At 69.9% G+C, this 19,494-nt stretch carries 25 protein-coding genes; 14 read left to right on the top strand and 11 right to left on the bottom strand.

Translation table 11 applies throughout. The annotated features are described in order from the left end of the window. The first annotated feature begins 85 nt into the window (after positions 1 to 85). From ACT4MF_RS01100 to ACT4MF_RS01140, 9 genes are all read left to right on the top strand, one after another. Positions 86 to 286, top strand: coding sequence for a DUF7576 family protein (locus ACT4MF_RS01100; RefSeq protein WP_099255002.1), 201 nt, complete (start codon positions 86 to 88; stop codon positions 284 to 286). Positions 287 to 388: 102 nt separating this feature from the next. Further along, on the top strand, positions 389 to 1,114 hold the full coding sequence (locus tag ACT4MF_RS01105; RefSeq protein ID WP_099255003.1) for a ribosome assembly factor SBDS: 726 nt from the start codon (positions 389 to 391) through the stop codon (positions 1,112 to 1,114). A 117-nt stretch (positions 1,115 to 1,231) separates the two neighbouring features. Next, on the top strand, positions 1,232 to 1,726 hold the full coding sequence (locus tag ACT4MF_RS01110; protein ID WP_099255004.1) for a YbaK/EbsC family protein: 495 nt from the start codon (positions 1,232 to 1,234) through the stop codon (positions 1,724 to 1,726). Positions 1,727 to 1,865: 139 nt separating this feature from the next. Beyond that, positions 1,866 to 2,891 carry a metal ABC transporter solute-binding protein, Zn/Mn family gene (locus tag ACT4MF_RS01115; RefSeq protein ID WP_099255005.1) on the top strand — a complete coding sequence of 342 codons (1,026 nt, stop codon included), beginning with the start codon at positions 1,866 to 1,868 and terminating at the stop codon, positions 2,889 to 2,891. A 91-nt stretch (positions 2,892 to 2,982) separates the two neighbouring features. Next, on the top strand, positions 2,983 to 3,723 hold the full coding sequence (locus ACT4MF_RS01120) for a metal ABC transporter ATP-binding protein (RefSeq protein ID WP_099255006.1): 741 nt from the start codon (positions 2,983 to 2,985) through the stop codon (positions 3,721 to 3,723). After that, complete coding sequence (locus ACT4MF_RS01125) at positions 3,723 to 4,802, top strand: metal ABC transporter permease (protein WP_444681478.1); 1,080 nt, start codon at positions 3,723 to 3,725, stop codon at positions 4,800 to 4,802. The genes ACT4MF_RS01120 and ACT4MF_RS01125 overlap by 1 nt, the downstream gene beginning before the upstream one ends. A 125-nt stretch (positions 4,803 to 4,927) precedes the next feature. Beyond that, positions 4,928 to 5,212 (top strand): DUF7545 family protein, encoded by a 285-nt coding sequence (locus tag ACT4MF_RS01130; protein ID WP_444681479.1) that lies wholly within the window; start codon positions 4,928 to 4,930, stop codon positions 5,210 to 5,212. A 114-nt stretch (positions 5,213 to 5,326) separates the two neighbouring features. Further along, entirely contained in the window at positions 5,327 to 5,761 is a 435-nt protein-coding gene (locus tag ACT4MF_RS01135; RefSeq protein ID WP_099255008.1) for a thioredoxin domain-containing protein, read from the top strand. Beyond that, positions 5,758 to 6,294, top strand: a complete 537-nt coding sequence (locus tag ACT4MF_RS01140; protein ID WP_444681480.1) for a GIY-YIG nuclease family protein — start codon at positions 5,758 to 5,760, stop codon at positions 6,292 to 6,294. Before ACT4MF_RS01135 ends, ACT4MF_RS01140 begins: the two co-directional genes overlap by 4 nt. 43 nt (positions 6,295 to 6,337) lie before the next feature. Here the strand turns inward: ACT4MF_RS01140 and ACT4MF_RS01145 are convergent, their stop codons facing one another. From ACT4MF_RS01145 to ACT4MF_RS01155, 3 genes are all read right to left on the bottom strand, one after another. Then, entirely contained in the window at positions 6,338 to 6,820 is a 483-nt protein-coding gene (locus tag ACT4MF_RS01145) for an acyl-CoA thioesterase (RefSeq protein WP_099255010.1), read from the bottom strand. A gap of 74 nt (positions 6,821 to 6,894) precedes the next feature. After that, positions 6,895 to 7,347 carry a bifunctional nuclease family protein gene (locus ACT4MF_RS01150; RefSeq protein WP_099255011.1) on the bottom strand — a complete coding sequence of 151 codons (453 nt, stop codon included), beginning with the start codon at positions 7,345 to 7,347 and terminating at the stop codon, positions 6,895 to 6,897. An 86-nt stretch (positions 7,348 to 7,433) separates the two neighbouring features. Further along, positions 7,434 to 8,120 carry an ArsR/SmtB family transcription factor gene (locus ACT4MF_RS01155; protein ID WP_099255012.1) on the bottom strand — a complete coding sequence of 229 codons (687 nt, stop codon included), beginning with the start codon at positions 8,118 to 8,120 and terminating at the stop codon, positions 7,434 to 7,436. Between the two features lie 107 nt (positions 8,121 to 8,227). Between ACT4MF_RS01155 and ACT4MF_RS01160 the strand changes: the two genes are divergently transcribed. From ACT4MF_RS01160 to purM, 3 genes are all read left to right on the top strand, one after another. Then, entirely contained in the window at positions 8,228 to 10,021 is a 1,794-nt protein-coding gene (locus tag ACT4MF_RS01160; protein WP_099255013.1) for a TraB/GumN family protein, read from the top strand. 49 nt (positions 10,022 to 10,070) lie between these two features. Beyond that, complete coding sequence (locus tag ACT4MF_RS01165; RefSeq protein WP_099255014.1) at positions 10,071 to 10,739, top strand: zinc metalloprotease; 669 nt, start codon at positions 10,071 to 10,073, stop codon at positions 10,737 to 10,739. A gap of 92 nt (positions 10,740 to 10,831) precedes the next feature. Continuing rightward, a complete protein-coding gene (gene purM / locus ACT4MF_RS01170; protein ID WP_099255015.1) occupies positions 10,832 to 11,854 on the top strand; it encodes a phosphoribosylformylglycinamidine cyclo-ligase in 1,023 nt (340 codons plus the stop codon). 246 nt (positions 11,855 to 12,100) lie between these two features. On the opposite strand, the gene ACT4MF_RS01175 is transcribed toward purM, so the two are convergent. From ACT4MF_RS01175 to ACT4MF_RS01185, 3 genes are all read right to left on the bottom strand, one after another. After that, entirely contained in the window at positions 12,101 to 12,400 is a 300-nt protein-coding gene (locus tag ACT4MF_RS01175; RefSeq protein ID WP_099255016.1) for a DUF6360 family protein, read from the bottom strand. A 31-nt stretch (positions 12,401 to 12,431) separates the two neighbouring features. Next, entirely contained in the window at positions 12,432 to 14,207 is a 1,776-nt protein-coding gene (locus tag ACT4MF_RS01180; RefSeq protein WP_444681481.1) for a nitrite/sulfite reductase, read from the bottom strand. Positions 14,208 to 14,299: 92 nt separating this feature from the next. Next, a complete protein-coding gene (locus ACT4MF_RS01185; protein WP_180271745.1) occupies positions 14,300 to 14,605 on the bottom strand; it encodes a DUF8134 family protein in 306 nt (101 codons plus the stop codon). Between the two features lie 216 nt (positions 14,606 to 14,821). On the opposite strand from ACT4MF_RS01185, the gene ACT4MF_RS01190 reads away from it, so the two are divergent. Continuing rightward, positions 14,822 to 14,950, top strand: a complete 129-nt coding sequence (locus ACT4MF_RS01190) for a hypothetical protein (RefSeq protein WP_275539512.1) — start codon at positions 14,822 to 14,824, stop codon at positions 14,948 to 14,950. After that, a complete protein-coding gene (locus ACT4MF_RS01195) occupies positions 14,947 to 15,126 on the top strand; it encodes a DUF8595 family protein (protein WP_444681482.1) in 180 nt (59 codons plus the stop codon). Before ACT4MF_RS01190 ends, ACT4MF_RS01195 begins: the two co-directional genes overlap by 4 nt. Before the next feature lie 48 nt (positions 15,127 to 15,174). On the opposite strand, the gene relB is transcribed toward ACT4MF_RS01195, so the two are convergent. The 5 genes from relB to leuC all read right to left on the bottom strand — a co-directional run bounded on the left by relB (position 15,175) and on the right by leuC (position 19,441). Beyond that, positions 15,175 to 15,714, bottom strand: coding sequence for a type II toxin-antitoxin system RelB family anti-toxin (gene relB, locus ACT4MF_RS01200; RefSeq protein WP_099255020.1), 540 nt, complete (start codon positions 15,712 to 15,714; stop codon positions 15,175 to 15,177). Positions 15,715 to 15,844: 130 nt separating this feature from the next. Then, positions 15,845 to 16,225 carry a DUF555 domain-containing protein gene (locus tag ACT4MF_RS01205; protein ID WP_099255021.1) on the bottom strand — a complete coding sequence of 127 codons (381 nt, stop codon included), beginning with the start codon at positions 16,223 to 16,225 and terminating at the stop codon, positions 15,845 to 15,847. Between the two features lie 146 nt (positions 16,226 to 16,371). After that, a complete protein-coding gene (locus ACT4MF_RS01210; RefSeq protein WP_444681483.1) occupies positions 16,372 to 17,370 on the bottom strand; it encodes an isocitrate/isopropylmalate dehydrogenase family protein in 999 nt (332 codons plus the stop codon). Beyond that, positions 17,367 to 18,023: a 3-isopropylmalate dehydratase small subunit gene (gene leuD, locus ACT4MF_RS01215; RefSeq protein ID WP_099255023.1), complete on the bottom strand. Its 657-nt coding sequence runs from the start codon at positions 18,021 to 18,023 to the stop codon at positions 17,367 to 17,369. Before leuD ends, ACT4MF_RS01210 begins: the two co-directional genes overlap by 4 nt. Further along, positions 18,020 to 19,441: a 3-isopropylmalate dehydratase large subunit gene (gene leuC, locus ACT4MF_RS01220; protein ID WP_099255024.1), complete on the bottom strand. Its 1,422-nt coding sequence runs from the start codon at positions 19,439 to 19,441 to the stop codon at positions 18,020 to 18,022. The genes leuD and leuC overlap by 4 nt, the downstream gene beginning before the upstream one ends. Positions 19,442 to 19,494: the final 53 nt, after the last annotated feature.

The raw sequence follows: 19,494 nt of genomic DNA on the forward strand, positions 1-19,494 counted from the left end.
CCCCCGGTCGGTCGGTGAGCCCGGGCCGCTCGGCCAGAACTGCCGCCCTTCGCAGGTTCAAGTGTCCGGAGGTGTACGGACGGGTATGGTAGATCCGACTTCCGACCTCGAGGGGGACATCGACGAGGAGTCCGCGCCGCGCTGTGCGGCCTGTGGGGAACCGGCGCTCGGCACCGGGCGCCGGACGGTGACGTGGGTCGACGGCGACGACGCGGTGCATCGACAGTTCTGTTCGCAGGGCTGTCGGGACGAGTGGACCGACGAGCGAGCCTCGGCGGGGAAGTGACGCGGGGGGCGAAAGCGAGATCGAGGAGAAGGCCGCGACGGAGGGACCTCCCCGCGGCGCGTCGCGGGGGGCTTTTTCAGTGTAGGGGTGGTATCGGGGGGTATGATATCGCTCGACGAAGCCGTGACGGCCCGACTGGAGTCGCACGGCGAACGGTTCGAAGTGCTGATCGACCCGGACGCCGCGCTCGCGATGAAACGCGGGGAGTTCGAGGGCGAGTTGGAGGACGTGATCGCCGCCGAGGACGTGTTCGAGAACGCGTCCCGGGGCGACCGTCCGGCCGAGGAGGACTTGGAGACCGTGTTCGGCACGACCGATCCGCTGGCGATCATCCCCGAAGTCGTCGAACGCGGAGAGATCCAGATCACCGCCGAGCAGCGCGAGGAGATGATGGAGCGCAAGCACAACCAGCTCGTCACCACCATCACGCGCAACGCGGTGAACCCGCAGATGGACGACTCGCCGCACCCGCCCGAGCGCATCGAGCGCGCCCTCGAAGAGGCTGGCTTCCAGATCGATCCGATGGAGCCGGTCGAGAATCAGGTCGACGACGCCCTCGAGGCGCTCCGCCCCGTCATCCCGATCCGGTTCGAGGAGGTGACGATGGCGGTCCAACTCCCCGCCGACTACGCCGGATCCGGACAGGCGCAGATCCGCGAGTTCGGCGACCTCGAACGCGAGGAGTGGCAGAACGACGGGTCGTGGGTCGGCGTGCTCACCTTCCCGGCCGGCCTGCAGAACGACCTGTACGACCTCGTCAACGAGGTCACGTCCGGCGAGGGCGACGCCCGCGTGATCAAGGACAAAGACGATCTGCGGACGCGCTGACCGGCGACGGCTTCGACTGTCGCTTTCGGCGACCCCGATTCGGCTACTCTGTTTCGACCGACCCGCATAGTACCGCATCCGAGGGGTTGATGCCGGCTCCCGTCCCTCTGTGCCGGCATGCACGAACGCGCGGCGGAGTTCGCGGAGCGAGCGCGGGATCGACACGACATCGACCTCGAGGTGGTGGAGTTCGACGCGGGGACGAAGACGGCGGCCGCGGCCGCCGACGCCGTCGGCTGTGACACCGCGGCGATCGCCTCCACCATCGTGGTGTCGCTCTCGGAGCCGGAACGGGAGGCGGGACCGGACGACCTGATCGCGGCGATCACGAGCGGCGCGAACCGACTCGACCTCGACGCGGTCGCGGAGCGGTTCGGCGCGACCGCGGCGACGATGGCGGATCCAGGGCAGATCCGCGAGGTCGTCGGGTGGAGCATCGGCGGCGTCCCGCCGGTCTGTCACGACGCGGCGCTCCCGACGGTCTTCGATCCGACGCTCACGGAGTACGACACGGTGTACGGCGCGGCGGGAACGCCGAGCGCGCTGTTCGCGGTCTCCCCGGACGCGTTAGCCGACCTCGCCGGAGCGACGGTCGTCGACCTCACCGAGTGAGCGGTTCGCGAGCCGCCCGCCCGCGAGGACCGCCCGCAGACCCGTCGTTGTTAATCGCCCCCGCTCTCGACCCAGTGAGTTATTAAATTTCTATTGTGAAATAACAATCCTTTTCTGTTAAACTGCGGTAGCAGTAGGTATGACACACTCACGTCGATCGGTGCTGACACGCGGAGCGGGGCTGGTGGCCGCCGGCGCGGCGGCCTCCCTCGCCGGCTGTTCGGACGCCGCAGACGAGGGCAGTGCCGGGTTCGACGGCGGGTACACCGCCTTCTTCACGCTCAACGACTGGGCGAACGTGGTCGCCGGGGACCGCGCGAGCTTCGAAAGCCCCGTCGAGGTCGGGCGCCTCGGCCACGGCTGGACCCCCGACGGCACCCTCGCGACCGACGTGGCCTCGACCGACGCGTTCGTCTACCTCGACAACCCCGAGTTCTCGTGGGCGCAGGACCTCGCCGCGACGCTGGAGGCGGACTACGACTCCGTCGCCGTCATCGACGCGCTCGCCGACGTCGAAGACGACCTCTTGGAGTGGAACCACTCGCACGGGGGGGAGGACGGCGAGGACGGGCATGACGAAGGGACTCACGACGAGGAAACTCACGACGAAGAGACTCACGACGACCGCCAGTACGACCCCCACGTCTGGGTCGATCCGGTGTTGGCGGCCGACATGGTCGAGACCATCGCGACCGGGCTCGGTGAGGCCGATCCCGACAACGCCGATGCCTACGCCGATAACGCGGCCGCGTACGCCGAGGAGCTCGGCGAGGTCGACGCCGCCTTCGAGTCGATCGCCGAGGACGCCGCCCGCGACGTGGCCGTCATCGCGGGCCACAACTCCTTCCAGTACCTGGAGGCGCGCTACGGGTTCCGGCTCCACTCGCCGGTCGGCGTCTCGCCGCAGAACGAGCCGAGCCAGAGCGAGATCGCCGACACCATCGAGCTGGTGAACGACGGGGGGATCGACACGATCCTCTACGACCGCTTCGAGTCGACCCGGCTTGCCGAGACGATCGTCGAGAACAGCGACGCGACGGAGGCGACCGCTGTCTCGCCGGCCGGCGGCACCACGGAGGAGTGGAACGACGCCGGCTACGGCTACCTCGAACAGATGACCGAGGTAAACGTGCCCGCGTTCGAACGGGCGTTCGGCGCGCAGTGAGCGGGACGGTGGAGGAGCGGCGGGCGACCCCCGGCGCCGACGACGGACTAAAAGAGCTAAACGTTCGGGCGACCCAGAACGGGTACACGCAGTGACCGCAATCGTCGACCTCGACGGCGTGACGTTCGCCTACGGCGACACCGTCGCCGTGAGAGACGTCTCTCTGACGGTCGAGGAGGGCGACTTCCTCGGGCTCGTCGGACCGAACGGCTCCGGGAAGACCACCCTGCTCCACCTCATGCTCGGGCTCCACGAGCCCGACGAGGGCTCCGTCGAGCTGTTCGGCCGACCGGTCGACGAGTTCGACGACGGCGGCCGGATCGGCTACGTCTCCCAGAAGGCGACGAGCCGGGGCGGCGCGATGCCGGTCACCGTCCGCGAGTGCGTCACGATGGGACGGTTCGCGCACGCCGGCCGGGGGCGGCTCTCCGAGGCCGACCGCGCGGCCGTCGCGGACGCGATCGAGACGGTCGGCATCGTCGACCTCGCCGACCGGCTCGTCTCGGAGCTGTCAGGGGGGCAGAAACAGCGGGCGTACATCGCCCGGGCCCTCGCGAGCGACGCGGACCTCCTCGCGCTCGACGAACCGACCGTCGGCGTCGACGCCGAGTCGCGCGACGCCTTCTACGCCCTCCTCGACGAGCTGAACGGCGAGGGGATCACCATCATCCTCATCGAGCACGACATCGGCGTCGTCACCGACCGCGCGAACCGCATCGCCTGTATCAACACCGAGCTGTACCACCACGGGGACACCGAGTCGTTCGTCGAGAGCGACGCCCTCGCGGAGGCGTACGGCACCACCGGACAGGTCGTCCACCACCACCACTGATGAGCGGAGACACACCCTCGGGTCCGCGGGACGCAGACGCGGAAACGGGCATGGAGGCGAGGCCGGACCGCGGGCTCCGGCGGCGGGTCGAACTCGCCGGCATCGGCCTCACCGCGTTCGTCGCGCTCGGCATGCTCGGGTTCCTCCTGCTCTACTGGGCACGGGACTTCCCGGTCGCGAACCAGCTGTACGCGGCGTTCCGGTCGTTCGGGCGGGGGATGGACGCCGCCCTCGGGACGAACGTGTTCCGGCATCCGATCATGTGGCAGTCGATGGCGGTCGGCGTGCTCGTCGGCGTCGTCGCGCCGCTCGTGGGGTCGTTCCTCGTCCACCGCGAGATGGCGCTGATCGGCGAGACGCTCGCGCACACCGCGTTCGCGGGCGTCGCGATCGGGATCCTCGTCAACGCGACGACTGGGTGGAACGGCTCGCTGCTGCTGATCGCCCTGGTCGTCGGGATCCTCGGCGCGCTCGTGGTACAGTGGCTCACCGAGCGCACCGACGCCTACGGCGACGTGCCGATCGCGATCATGCTCAGCGGGAGCTTCGCGGTCGGCACGCTGATCGTCAGCTACGGCCGCGGGCTGACGGCGATCAACATCGAGGGGTACCTGTTCGGGAACCTCGCGGTCGTCACGGCCGAGGGCGCGCGGCTGATGGGCGCGCTCTCCCTCCTCGTCGTCGCCGGCGTGGCGCTGACGTACAAACAGCTGCTGTTCATCACCTTCGACGAGCAGGCCGCGCGGGTCGCCCAGCTCAACGTCACCGGCTACAACACCCTGCTCGTGGTGTTGACCGCGGTCGTCGTCGTGGGCGCGATGCAGGTGCTCGGCGTCATCCTCGTCGCGGCGATGCTCGTCGTCCCCGTCGCGGCCGCCTCGCAGATCGCCCGGAGCTTCCGCGAGACGATGTATCTCGCGGTGATCTTCGGCCAGCTGTCGGTGATCGGCGGCTTCGCCGTCTCCATCGGCCTCGGGCTCCCCTCCGGCGGGTCCATCGTCGTGACGGCCATCGCGGTGTACCTCGCGAGCATCGTCGGCTCCGGCTTCTCGGTGAAGGCGATCTCGGCACACGGGTGAAGGCGGCCGGAGCGACACCGGCGCGACCGCCGAGCGCGGCGCTCACCGCCGGTGAGGTTCCCTCGGCCAACCCGCCCCGCGCCCGGTTTCCACAGACCCTTATGTACGGCCCCCGTCCGACGGGTATGGGAGACACCGAGACGTACACCGTCACCGATCCCGACGGCAACGAGGAGTCCTTCGAACTGCCCGCCGGCCTCGTCGACGTGCTCAGCCAGCAGGGCGAGGAGCCGACCCGCGTCGTCAGCGACGTCGTGGTGCAGGCGATGGCCCAGCAGGCCCACGTCATCGCCCACCACAGCGAGGGCGAGGTGCCCGACGACATCGGGGAGATGAACGACACCGCCGCGGAGCTGTTCGAGGAGCGCTTCGGTCAGTCGCTCGAAGACGCCCTCGGCCACTCGCACTAACCAGCCCGTTCGGTCCGCCGTGGACCGCCGAAACTCAGCCGTTTTTGACGCCGCACCGACGCCCGAAGCCGCCCCGGCAGGCCGCTTAAGCCGCCGGAGCGCGTACCCGCAGGTATGGACACCGACCCGGACGCGCCGGTGCTGATCTTCGACGGCGACTGCCCGTACTGTTCCGTGGCCGCCGTGGCGCTCCGGCGGTTAGAGGGCGTCGTCGCGGTCCCGTGGGAGGCCGATCCGGTCGGGGAGTTCCTCGACGCGCAGTTCGGCGCTCGCCCGTTCGCGATGGTGTTCGTCGACCCCGGCGAACGGCGGGTGTACGCCGGGCGCTCGGCGGCCCAGGAGTTGGCCGATCGGGCGGGAACGCCGGGAATCGTCGGCGGGCTCGTGCGCGACAACTACGACCGGATCGCCGGCGTCGTCGGGGCACTGTCGGGGCGGGGTCGCGACCCGGACGACGTGCACGAGACGTATCAGCTGACCGACGCCGCGAGCGAGCTCGTGGACGACCTCCGCTCGGCGGCGAGCGAGCCGCCGGAGGCGCTGTCGTGAGCGGGGACGGGAGCGGGAGCACCGACCTCGGAAGCGACGCGGGCGGCACCTACACCCTCGTCGTCGAGCTCACGGCGCCGGCGACGATCGAGGTCGGTGCGCTCGGCGAACACCGGTTCGAATCCGGCGCCTACGCGTACACGGGCAGCGCGCTCGGCGCCGGGGGGTTCTCGCGCGTCGACCGCCACCGGCGCACCGCCCGCGGCGAACACGACGTGCGCCACTGGCACGTCGACCACCTGCTCGGACACCCCGACGCCCGCATCGACCGCGTCGTGCGAAGCGTCGGGGGCGACGTGGAGTGTGCGGTCGCCGACCGGCTCCCGGCGGGCCCGGTCGACGGCTTCGGCGCGTCCGACTGCGACTGCGGGAGCCACCTCGCGGCGGGGACCAGTCCCCCCGCCGACCTCGCGGCGCTGGTCCGCGAGGCGCACGAGGCCGCAGTCGCGGAGGCCGGCGGAGCCGTCGACGTGGTCGGCGGGTCGACGGCATCGGCCGCCGGCGCCGTCACCGACGCGAACGCGACTCAGTGAGCGATCGGGGGCGCTCGTCAGCGCTCGTCGGCCCGACCGCCGGCTACAGGTCGTACCGCTCGACGACCTCCCGGAGCTGCTCGCGGCGCCCCTCGATCGCGTCGTCGCGCAGCGCCTCCTCCTCCTCGGTGGGTGCGGTCAGTTCCGGCACGCTCGCCGGAGTCCCCTCGTCGTCGAGCGCCACGAACGTGAAGTAGGAGGTCGTCGTCCGGCGGCGCTCGTCGGTTCGAGGGTTCTCCGCGCTGACGTGAACCTTCACGTCGAGGCTCGTTCGCCCGACGTTGAACACGTACCCCTCGATCACGGCGACTTCGCCCATCTCGATGGGCGAGATGAAGTCGACGTGGTCCATCGAGGCGGTGACGACCTGTCGGTTCGAGAAGCGCATCCCGGCGATGGCGCCGCAGATGTCCATCCAGTGGAGGACCGCGCCCCCGAGCGCCCGCTCGAGGTTGTTCGTGTCGTTCGGCAACAGCAGTTCGGTCATCTCGGTGTACGACTCCGCGACCGTCGCCGTCTCGTCCATGCCGTCGGTGAGACGGCCGGCGACTTGAACCCCCTGAACGGTGACGGCTTGCCGGGCGACCGGCAGCGCGGCGGTCAGCTTCCCTCTCGAGTGCCGTCGTCGAACTGGACCGAGTCCTGCGGCCGGCCCGCCTCGTCGATCACGTCGTCGGAGACGACGATCGGGCAGTCGATCCGGACGGCGAGCGCGAGCGCGTCGGAGGGGCGCGCGTCGAAGACGAACCGCTCCGGCTCGCCGTCCTCGTACCGCTCGGCGTCGACCTTGGCGTAGAAGGTGCCGTCCCGGAGGTCGTCGACCCGGACGCGATCGATCGCACCCCCGAACTCGGTGAGGATGTCGACGAGGAGATCGTGTGTCAGCGGGCGGTCGAACGGCTCGCCTTCGAGCGCCATCCCGATCGACTGCGCCTGATCGGCGCTGACGAAGATCGGGACGTACTCGCTGCGAACGGACAAGATGACCGCCGGCACGTCGCCGCCGGGTGCGGAGCCCGCTCCGACCCCGACGACCTCGGCTTCGTGTTCCATACCGGATCGTTGCGGCGGCGGCATGAATAGCTGTCCCACGCGAGCGCCGGCGGGGGCGTCGGCGCCTCGATCGGGTAGCGGCCCCCTCAGCGACCGCCCCAGTACCAGTACGCCCAGCCGACCGTGAACACGAGCGCGGCGCCGAGGAAGAAGATGACGCCCGGCTCGAGCAGCGAGACCGCGTACTCCGCCAGCGGGTCGACGACGTACTCGACGGTGCCGTCGACCTCTCCGCCCGCGCCGCTGTCGGGCGTCGTCTCGATGGACGGGCCGCCCCCGCTGTCCTCGGTCGCGGCGTCGCCGCCCGCGTTCTTGGCCACGCGGGCCGTCGGTCCCGCCACCGAGAGGACCCGTTGGGCCGCGAACGCCGCGAGCCCGATGATCCCGTAGCCGCCGAGCAGTCGCATCAGGGCGGACTTGATCCCGCGCGACCCCTCGGAGCCGCCGGCGAACAGCACGAGCGGCTCGTCGGCGGCCGCGTACACGTCCATCTCGCGGCCCTTCTCGGAGTAGGTCGTGTCGATGACGTCGACGAGGTCGGCGCCGTCGAGCTTCGAGAGGTGGTACTGGACGTTCTGGAGCGAGGTGTCGACGGCGTCGGCGAGCTCCGATTTGGTCGCCGGCTCGTCGTGGAGTCGCGTGAGGATTTCGCGCGCCGTCTCGGAGCCGAGGGCGGCGATGAGCTCGTCCGCGTCGTCGTCGTCGACGCCGACCACCCGGGGTTCGCGGTCTTCGGGGGTTGCGTCGGGGAGGGAGGGCAACAGCCGCGACATATCTGGCCCTCCGCCCCGTGAGAATACAAATTTGTTGGATCATCGAGTGGGAGACGGAGGTCACCGACTCACAAACCCTAAACGCGGCGACGAAGTACATCGTGGCAATGACAGAGACGCCAGGGGGATCCGACGGCGCGTCCCCGCCCCCGACGGCGAGCGACCCGGCGGCGGCCGCCGGCGACGAGAATACCCCCGCGAGCGGGACGGTCGGAACGCCCTCCGGCGGCGATGGGGACGGCTCGGTGACGGTGGTCGGCACCGCGCACGTCTCCAAGCAGTCCGTCGACGAGGTCGAGGAGACGATCGAACGCGAGCGGCCCGACGTGGTCGCCGTCGAGCTCGACGAGGGGCGGTACCGACAGATGAACGGCGAGAGCCCGGAGGATCTCGACGCCAGCGACCTGCTGCGGGGGAACACCGTCTTCCAGTTCCTCGCGTACTGGATGCTCTCGTACGTCCAGACACAGCTCGGCGACCGCTTCGACATCGAGCCCGGCGCCGACATGCGGGCCGCCATCGACGTCGCCGAGGGGCTCGGCATCGACGTGGCGCTGGTCGATCGGGACATCCAGACGACGATCCAGCGCTTCTGGGCCCGGATGTCGGTCACGGAGAAGCTACGGATGGTCGGCGGGCTCGCGTTCGGCGTCACCGACTCCCGCGTCGTCGGGGTGTTGGTGGGGCTGTTCGTCGGGATCCTCGCCGGCCCCGTGATCGGGCTCTTCGGCGGGAGCGTCGGGGTCACCGACGCGCTGTTAACGAGCGTCACCGGCGGCGTGCTCGCCGCGGTCGCGGTCGCGGTCGCGGTCGATCAGGTCGGGAAAGTCGCGCTCTCACCCGACGGACGACTCTACGCCGCGGCGGCGCTGGGCGTCGCCGCCGGGGTCACCGCCGCCGCGGTCGGCGCGATCGACGGGATCGTCGCGACGTACCTCGGCGGATTCACCGTGCGGGCGGTCGGGAGCCTCGGGCTGGGCGTGTCGCTGGGGCTGACGCTCGGCGTGCTCGCGTCGCTCGCGATGAGCGTCGTCGGACGGGGGGCCAGCGAGCCCGAACACGGCGGGATCGAGGAGCTCGGGATGGAGGACCTGACCGACACCGACGTGGTGACGATGATGATGGAGGAGTTCCGCCAGTTCTCCCCGGGCGGCGCGGAGGCGCTCATCGACGAGCGCGACGCCTTCATCGCCCACCGGCTCGTCGCCCTCCGCGAGGCCGGCTACGACGTGGTCGCCGTCGTCGGCGCGGGCCACCGCGCGGGGATCGAAGAGTATCTCGCGAACCCCGCCTCGCTCCCGCCGATGGAGGACCTCGTCGGGAAGGAGCGCGGGCGCGGGCTCCCGTGGAAGAAGGCGGTCGGCTACGCGATCACCGTCGGCTTCGTCGGCTTCTTCGTCCTGCTCGCGCTCGCCGGCGTGGAGAACGCGTTCCTCTTCCGGCTGTTCGGCGCGTGGTTCCTGATCAACGGCGCGTTCGCGTTCGCGTTCGCGAAGCTCGCGGGAGCTCGCTGGGCCTCGGCCGGGGTCGGCGGCGCCGTCGCGTGGATGACCTCGATCAACCCGGTGCTCGCGCCCGGCTGGTTCACGGGCTACGTCGAGCTGCGAAATCTGACGGTGAACGTCGGTGACATCGGGCAGCTCAACGAGCTGCTCTCCGACGAGACGCAGTCGCCTTCGGAGCTGGTCTCCGCGATGCTCGACGTCCCCCTGTTCAAGCTCATCGTCGTGGTCGCGATGACGAACATCGGGAGCATCGTCGCGAGCTTCCTCTTCGCGGTGTACGTCATCCCCGCGATGTTCGGCGACGTTGGCGGCGTCGACGAGGTGGGGCGGCTCATGATCGAAGGGGCGAGCACCGGCGCGGAACTGCTCCGACGCGCGATCACGGGGGGAGCGTGATCCGGCCCCTCGGGACGGGCGCCTCCCGGCGTGTCCGTGAGGTGAACGCGTGAGCGGAACCGTTCAGGGCCGGCGGATAGCCGGGCTCTACTTCAGCGGGACCGAGATCCGCGACCTGCTGGTCGCGTGGCTCGCGCTCGGCGTCGCGTTCACGTTCTTCTTCGTGAACGGCACCGCCGGCTTCGATCGGCTGCTCGCGGCGGGCGTCTTTCCGCCGCTGCTGGTCGGACTGCTCACCGCGGGCGTCGCGTTCCTGCTCCACGAGATCGCCCACAAGGTCGTCGCGGTCCACTACGACCAGGTGGCCGAGTTCCGCGCGGACAACAGCATGCTGTTTCTGGCGGTGATGAGCTCGCTCCTCGGGTTCATCTTCGCCGCGCCGGGCGCGGTCCACCACCGAGGCCGGCTGACGCCCCGTGAGCACGGTCACATCGCGCTGGCGGGGCCGGTGGTCAACCTCCTGCTCACGGTCGTGTTCGTGCCGGCGCTCCTGCTCGGCCCCGTGATCGGGAGTCCGGTGGTCACGCTGATCGGCTCCCGCGGGATCGCGATCAACGTCTTCCTCGCGGCGTTCAACCTGATCCCGTACGGCCCCCTCGACGGGAAGACCGTGATCGGGTGGAGCAAGGGCGTGTGGGCCGGCTTCTTCGCGCTCTCCGTCCTGCTCACGGTCGGGCTCGTGTTCGTGCTCGGGCTCGGCTTCGGCGGACCGTTCTGAGCCGGGCACCGCGGTCGGCGACGACCGACATCGCGGACCTCCGCCTCGCGGGGAACGGTGCGCTTTTGCTCCGCGGGCGTCCCTCGACACACATGACCGAGGGCGACGGCGGAGACGACGGAAGCAGTGGCGGGGACGGTGCCGTGGACGAACTCACCTACGCGGACGCCGGCGTCGACATCGGCGCCAGCGAGGCGGCGACGGCCGCGTTGATCGGCGCGGTCGGCGAGGGCGAGGGCGACTACGCCGGCCTGCTCGACATCGGCGACCGCTACCTCGCGCTGGCGACCGACGGCGTGGGGACGAAGCTCCTCGTCGCCGAGGCGCTCGGCGACTACTCGACGGTCGGCGTCGACTGCATCGCGATGAACGTCAACGACCTGGTCGCCGCCGGCGTCCGCCCCGTCGCGTTCGTCGACTACCTCGCGGTCGACGAACCCGACGAGCGGTTCGCCGAGCAGGTCGGCGAGGGGCTCGCGCGCGGCGCCGGCCTCGCCGACATGGAGCTCGTCGGCGGCGAGACCGCGGTGATGCCCGACGTGATCCGCGGGCTCGACCTGGCCGGGACCTGCGCCGGCCTCGCCGCGAAGGACGCCGTCTTCGACGGCGAGGCGGAGCCGGGCGACGCCCTCGTCGGCTGGCGCTCCTCCGGGATCCACTCGAACGGGCTCACGCTCGCGCGCGAGGCCGCGACCCGCGATCACGAGTACACCGACCCCTGTCCGTTCGAGGGGTACGAGACGGTCGGCGAGGCGCTGCTGGAGCCGACCCGCATCTACACCGACCTGCTCGACCCGATGCGGGAGCACGGCGTGCGCGGCGCGGCCCACGTCACCGGGGGCGGCTGGACCAACCTGACGCGGCTCGGCGCCAACCGGTACGTCGTCGAGGACGCCTTCGACCCCCAGCCGGTCTTCGAGTTCGTGCAGTCGGAGGGGGGCGTCTCCGACGAGGAGATGCACCGGACGTTCAACATGGGAACCGGCTTCGTCGCCGCCGTCGACCCCGACGCGGCCGAGTCGCTGGCCGCCGAGACCGACGGACGCGTGATCGGGCGGGTGGAAGACGGCGAGGGCGACGAGGGAAGCGTCGCGATCCGCGGACTGGAGCTATAACCGGTCGCCGTCGATACCGCTCTCGATCGCTTATAAATATCCAACTTCGGCTCGACGGTAAACGCGTCCAGAGACGCAACCGCCCACTGGTGAATCGTTGGTTCCGAGTCGGGAACGAATCCCTCCAGATCCCCGGCCGCGAAGCGCTTCGTGCCTCTGGCAGCCGGCGGCTGTGCCGCCGGCGACCTCCCGCAAGCGACTCGCGGCCGACGGCCGCTCGTCGGCACGCGCCACCGCACCGTTCAGTTACGAAGAGTTGGCACCACCGTTTTGCGCGGCCTCGACCCGGTCCGCCGTCGACGCCAGCGCCTCGGCGAGGGTCCGCGCCTGCGCCACCGAGAGATCGACCTCGTCGGCGTGGGCGGGGAGGTCGCCGAGCGCCGTGTCGTCGAGTTCGACCGCCAGCGTGACCTGTTCCGGGTCCTCTCTGGGCGCGGTGACGTTCACGACGCCGGGCGCGGCGACATCGAACTCGTGGCCGCGAGCGCGACCCTCCACGAGGTCGAGCGTCGTGTAAGCGTTCACGCGGAGCAGGCGATCGCTCATCGGACCGCCTCCGAGTCAGTCGCTCGCATCGTCAGTCGTCCGCCGGGGTCAGCGGCGCGTCCTCCATCGAGTCTTCCTCGGCGTACGGGTACCACGTCCGCTTCGTGTTGTGCATCATCGGGTCCTCGTAGTCGGTCTCTTCCGGGTCGACGAAGGCGTCCAGTTCCTCGTCGTCGTGGCGGGCGACGAACGCCCGGAACGACTCGCCCTCCTCGCGCTCGGCGGCGAAGCTCTCGATCAGGTTCGCGATCGCACCGGGCACCTCGTCGACCGGCACGCGCTGGGTGACCCACCGAGCGAACTGCGGGTTCTCGCCGAGCCCGCCGCCGAGGCCCACGTCGAGCGCCTCGACCGGGTCCCCGTCCTTGCGGGTCTTCATCCCGCGCAGGCTCACGTCGGCGATCTGGGGCTGCGCGCACGAGGCCGTACAGCCGGAGAGGTGGATGTGGAACTCGTCGACGTCGGCCGGGAGGTCGACGTTCGCTTTCAGCCAGCGGGCGAACCGGACCTGCCGGTTCTTCGTCTCGACGATCGACAGCGAGCAGAACTCCGTGCCGGTACACGCGACCGAACCGCGCATGAACGGGGACGGCTCCGACGAGTAGTGCTCCAAGAGAGGCTCGTCGAGGAACTCGTCGAGCGCCGCGTCCGGCACGTCGGTGACGATGACGTTCTGGCGCTGCGAGAGGCGGACCTCGCCGGAGCCGTACTCGTCGGCGAGATCCGCCAGTTCGAGCACGTCGTCCGCGCCCATCCGCCCGACGAGCACGTTCAGCCCGACGAAGTTCGTCCCGTCCTTCTGGTCGTGGACGCCGATCAGGTCGTTGCGCTCGCCCTCGCCGGCGTTGTACGTGTACTCCTCGCGAACGTCGCGTCCGGCGGATTCGAGTTCGAAGTCGACGTACTCCTCCTGAAGCGTCTCGCGGACCTCGTCCGCGCCCCACTCGTCGACGAGGAACTTCACCCGCGCGTTGTACCGGTCCTCGCGGTCGCCGTAGTCGCGGAACAGCGCGGAGAGGCCGCCGGCGACGTCCGGCACCCTCTCCGGCGGCACCCAGACGTCGATGTCGCGGGCGAGCCGCGGCTCGTTGCGCGAAAGCCCCCCGCCGACGCGGACGTTGAAGCCGACGGCGTCCTTGCTCTCGTCGCCGTCGCCGCCGTTTCCTCCGGTGACCGCCTTATACGCGGGCTCGAACGCGAGATCGTTGATGTCGCCCTGCCCGGAGCCGTCGGCGGACCCGGTCACGGACACCTTCCACTTTCGCGGGAGGTTCGCGTGGTCGTCGTCCCCTTTGAACCGCTCGTTGAGGTCGCGGATCACCGGCCACGCGTCGATCACCTCCTGCCCGTCCTTTCCCGCGACCGGATTTCCGACGATGTTCCGCCAGGAGTCCCCGCAGGCCTGCTGCGTCGAGAGCCCGTTCTCCTCCAACTTCTCGAAGATCGCCGGCACGTCCGACAGCTCGATCCAGTGGAGCTGGATCGACTGGCGGGTGGTGAAATCGGCGTACGCGTCGCCGAAGATCGGGTTCACTCCCGGGCCGCGGGCGTACTCGTCGGCGATTTCCCCGACAACCCGAAGCTGTCCCGGTTCGAGCACGCCGTTCGGGGTCCCGATCCGCATCATGAAATACCCCTCCTGTCCGTTCCGCTGGTGGTACAGCCCCCACCATTTGAACCGCTCGAACCACGCGTCGCGCTCGTCGTCCGGGATCGAGTCGAACCCCGCCTCGGCGAACTCGAACAAGCGGTCGCGGATCTCGTTGCCGTACACCTCCGATTTCCAGTTCTCGACGTCCGTTGGCATCGAGAGCCCCTACAGCCGACGCCCCCATAGGCGACCGCGTCGGGTCAACATTCGGCGGTGCTGCATCACGGTGGCACGTGTTGCCGTCATCTTCACCGTCGCACGCGGCGGACCGCGGATCGGTCGAGTTCGGCGAACTCACCCCCGCGTACCCGCCCGACGGGGATCCACCCGGTGGTTCCCTTCTCCCCGCACGCGATACACTGGCCGTACACCTGCACCTCAACGGTCGAGCCGTCGGCGCCGACCGACTGGAAGTTCTCGACGACCAGATCGGTGAGCGCACACTCGCACAGATCCGGCGCGTCGAGGCGCCACAGCTCGCTGACACGCACTTTTCGGTCGTCGTTGACGGAGATCCACGCCCCGTCGTCGAGGACGCGCAAACGAGTGGTCACACGTCCGATACGCCCGGGAGGACCCAATGGGTGACGGTGCTCGCAATCGGCGACCGTTTCGATGACGCCGCGTATGCGACAGATCGCACGACTGCGCCGCGATACCGCGTGAGAGTTTCTTCCGCACTACCGGACACGAAATCCGGTATCGGTGAGTGGTGGTTCGATTTACATGTGTGACGGTACTTATGACTCGTGCGCGCTTACGACGGTGTAATGACCGAGACGGTTCCCGACTCCAGCGGCGATCGACCCGCTAGTCGGGTCGACGACGCCGAGTACCGACAACACGCGTCCGCGGACGTAGCGCCCGAACTGTTCGACGCCGACCAGGAGGGACGATGACCGAGCGGGCGGACCCCCAGACGAGCGACGAGGAGCGAGAGGGCGCCGAGAACGACGCGGACGCGGAAGAGCCCGATCGCGAACCCGACGACGGCACGGGTCACCTCGACGACATCGAGGACGGGATCGGCTGTACGGAGATCTGGGAGCGGCTCTCTGAGCGCCGGGAGGGGTAGTTTCACCGTCGCGGCACGTCTCAAACTCCGTGAGGACCCGGGTGCGTCTTACGAGAGGTGCGCGGCGATGTCGGCCTCGGTGATGATCCCGACCGTCTCGCCGCCGTCGGTCACCATCACCGCCTTGTAGTGGTCGAGGAGGTTCCGGACCTCGTCGACGGTCGCGCCCGGCGCGACGGTGGGGAACGACTCGCTCATCACCTCGCTGACCGGGTGGTCGCCGACGTTCTCGCCGGCGTGGATCACGTCGCCCTGACTGATCGAGCCGACCGGGACGCCGTTCTGAAGCACCGGGAGCTGCGAGTACGCCTCCTCCTCCATCAGGTCGACCGCCTCGCGCACCGCGTCGTCGGGGGCGACGCTGATCACCGTCTCGTTCATCAGGTCGCTCGCGCGAACGACCTCGCCCTCCGCCTCCTGCAGCGCGTTGACGATCCGCCGGAGCGTCGAGAGCCGCGGGTCGACGTCCCCGCCTTCGATACGGGCGATGAGCGGCTGCGAGACGTCCGCCGCGTCCGCGAGTTCGCTCTGGGTCAGCTCCAGCGTCGTCCGCCGCTCGCGGAGGTCCTGTGGCGTCGGGAGTTCCATACGCTGAATAACTCGGGGTTATTAGAAAAGGTTTCGACGACGACCGATTTCGCGGGAGCGCCGCGCAGACCGCCGCTCCCGCGATCAGTGCGGCGCGTCGACCGTTCCGGCTATCGTCGGTTGGTCGTGGTTACTGCCCGGCGTCGACGTCGGCGTCCTCCTCGTCGCCCTCGGTCTCGATGACCTCGATGACCTCGAGGGGAACGTCGCGGAGCGCGCCGCCGACCTCGCTTTTCGCGATCCGCTCGGCGTGCTCTTCGCTGTCGGCGTTGAAGATGTCGATCTCCAAGAGGAGACCGACGAGAGCGGTGTTCGCGGCGAGGAACGCGGCGTCGAACGGCTCCCCGCAGACCGGACAGCCGGTGACGCCGGGTTCGACCTCGACGTACTGCTTGTCCGTCTCGTTGAGTCGCTTGCCGGCTTCGCTGACCGCGACGCCGATGGCGTCGTCGGTCTCCTCGACATCACGGACCAACCAGGCTGCTTCCATCGCGACTTCGTAGTTGCTCATACCCGAGCCGACGGGCCGCAGGGTTTCCTTTCTTGTGGTTCGCCCGCGGTCCGCGGGTCTCGGTCGCACACCGTCGAACGTCGGGCGCTCGATCGCACGCCGAAGCGACAGCACGGCCGGCTCGCATCGAACGCGGCGGGCGACGCCTACAGCCGGTCGACGATCGCCGCGGTGACCTCGTCGGTCGTCGCGTCGCCGCCGAGGTCGCCGGTGCGCGGACCGTCGGAGAGCACGCCCTCCACGGCGGCACGCACCCGCTGGCCCTCCTCGGCGTGACCGAGGTACTCCAGCAGCATGGCCGCGGAGAGGATCGTCGCGGTCGGGTTGGCGATCCCCTCGCCGGCGATGTCGGGCGCGGTGCCGTGAACCGGCTCGAACAGCGCGTTGTCGTGGCCGACGTTCGCCGAGGGGAGCAGGCCGAGCCCGCCGACGAGACCGGCCGCCAGATCGGAGAGCACGTCGCCCGCGAGGTTCGGACAGACGATCACGCCGTACTGGCTCGGGTCGAGCGGGAGCTTCGTGGCGAACGCGTCCATCAGCTCCTCGTCGGCGTCGACGCCGCGCTCCTCGGCGACCGCGAGCACCTCCTCGCGGAAGCGGCCGTCCGTCTCGCGCATCACGTTGGCCTTGTGCGCGACGGTGAACCCCTCGTCGGGGTCGCCGGCGGGGCCTCGGCCGTCTTCGACGAACTCGCAGGCGTACTCGGCCAGTTCGCGGGAGGCCGAGGAGGTGACGACCCGCGTCAGCGTCGAGAGGTCGTCCGAGAGTCGGTCCTCGTGGCCCGAGTAGACGCCCTCGGTGTTCTCGCGGAGGAAGACCACGTCCGTCTCCGGTCGGACCGCGTCGACGCCGGGGTAGGCCCTGGCGGGCCGGACGTTGACGAACGAGTTCACGGCGTCCCGGAGCGGAAGGATCACGTCGGCGGCGGTCTCGCCGGCCGCGCCGAACAGCGTCGCGTCCGCGTCCGCGGCGAGGTCGTACGTCTCCGCCGGGAGCGCCTCGCCGGTCGCCTCTTTGGTCGCGTCGCCCGCGTCCGCCTCGACGAACTCGAAGTCGACGGGAAGCGCCTCCAGCACCTCGACGGCGGCGGGGATGACCTCGCGGCCGATCCCGTCGCCCTCGATGACGACGACCTCGCGGCTCACGCCTCGTCCTCCGCGACGTGTTCGGCCGGGACGTACGGCAGCGACCGGGCGGTCTCGCGGACCGCTTCCTCGTTCGCACCCATCAGCGCCGTGGTGTCCCAGACGCCCTCGACGAGCGCCTTCCGCTGCGCGTCGTGAACCTCCGCGTCGATCACGGTGTCGTCGTAGGTGATCGTCTCCGCGGCCACGTCGATGTCGACCTCGGCGTCGGGATTGGCCTCGACGTAGTCCTGGAGCGCCTCGATGTCATCCTGGTCGGCCGTGACGGTCGGTACCCCGAGCGCGAGGCAGTTCCCCGCGAAAATCTCCGCGAACGACTCGCCCACGACCGCGTCGATCCCCCAGCGCATCAGCGCCTGCGGGGCGTGTTCGCGCGAGGAGCCGCAGCCGAAGTTGGCGTTGACGACCAACACGTTCGCGCCCCGGTACTGTTCCTCGTTGAACGGGTGGTCCTTCTCGTTGTCGTCGTCGTCGAACCGCTGGTCGAAGAAGGAGAACTGGCCCAGCCCGTCGAAGGTGACGACCTTCATGAACCGCGCCGGGATGATCTGGTCGGTGTCGATGTCGTTGCCCCGGACCGGGATCCCGGTGCCGGAGACCTCGGTGACCTTCTCCGCCGGCGCCTCGCCGGCGCTGAACTCGGGCGAGCTCATACGGTCGCCACCTCCTCCATCTCGCGGACGTCGGTGACCTCGCCGGTCACCGCCGCGGCCGCGACCATGATCGGACTCATCAGCACCGTGCGCCCGTCCTTCGAGCCCTGCCGGCCGACGAAGTTCCGGTTCGACGAGGAGGCGCTCGCCTCGTCGCCCTCGAGCTGGTCGTCGTTCATGCCGAGACACATCGAACAGCCGGGTTCGCGCCAGTCGAAGCCGGCCTCCTTGAACACCTCGTCGAGCCCCTCGGCCTCCGCGGCGTCGCGGACGCGCTGGCTGCCGGGGACGACCATCGCGCGCACGTCGTCGGCGACCTCGCGTCCCTCGACGAACGCCGCGGCCTCGCGGAGGTCCTTCAGCCGCGCGTTGGTACACGAGCCGAGGAACGCCACGTCGATGTCGTACCCCTCCATCGTGTCGCCGGGCTCGACGCGCATGTGCTTCTGCGCGCGTCGCGCCGTGTCGCGGTCCTCCTCGGGGAGGTCGTCGGGGTCCGGGATCGGCTCGGTGATGCCCGCGGTCTGGCCGGGCGTGGTCCCCCACGTCACCGTCGGCTCGATCGCCGAGCCGTCGATGGTGACGACGTCGTCGTACTCCGCGTCGTCGTCGGTCCGGATCGACTCCCAGTAGGGCTTCAGCCGCTCGAACTCCTCGGGATCGTCGGCGAAGGCGTCCGTCCCTTTCAGCCACTCGTAGGTGGTCTCGTCGGGGTTGACGTAGCCCGCGCGGGCGCCGCCCTCGATCGACATGTTACAGATGGACATCCGCCCCTCCATCCCCAGGTCCTCGATGGCCTCGCCGGCGTACTCGTACACGTAGCCGACGCCGCCGTCGGTCCCGAGCTTCCCGATGATCGTCAGGATGACGTCCTTCGCGGTGACGCCCTCGCCGAGCTCGCCCGTGACCTCGATCTTGCGGACCTTCTGTTTCTCCATGGCGACACAGCCCGTCGCCAGCACGTCGCGGATCTGCGACGTGCCGATGCCGAACGCCAGCGCGCCGAACGCGCCGTGCGTCGACGTGTGCGAGTCGCCGCAGACGATCGTCATCCCCGGCTGGGTGAGTCCCTGCTCCGGCCCGATGACGTGGACGATCCCCTGATCGCCGGAGTCCGGATCGGAGAAGTCGATGCCGGAGTCCCGGACGTTCTCCTCCAGCTCCGCCATCATGCTCTCGGCCGCGTCGTCGCGGTAGGGGCGATCGCGGTTGCCGGTCGGCACGATGTGGTCGACCGTCGCGTGCGTGCGCTCCGGGAACGCGACCTCCTGCCCGCGCTCCTGCAGCATGCCGAACGCCTGCGGGCTGGTGACCTCGTGGACGAGGTGGAGCCCGACGAACAGCTGGTCCTGCCCGGTGGGCAGCCGAGTCACCTTGTGCCGGTCCCACACCTTGTCGTACAGCGTTCCCTCGCTCATCGGCACACACCTGCGTGGCGCGTCGACCGCACGGTCCCGTCCGTCCGGTTCTC

The organism is Halorubrum sp. FL23, from assembly GCF_052439115.2.
In the GTDB taxonomy this organism is placed as follows: domain Archaea; phylum Halobacteriota; class Halobacteria; order Halobacteriales; family Haloferacaceae; genus Halorubrum; species Halorubrum persicum.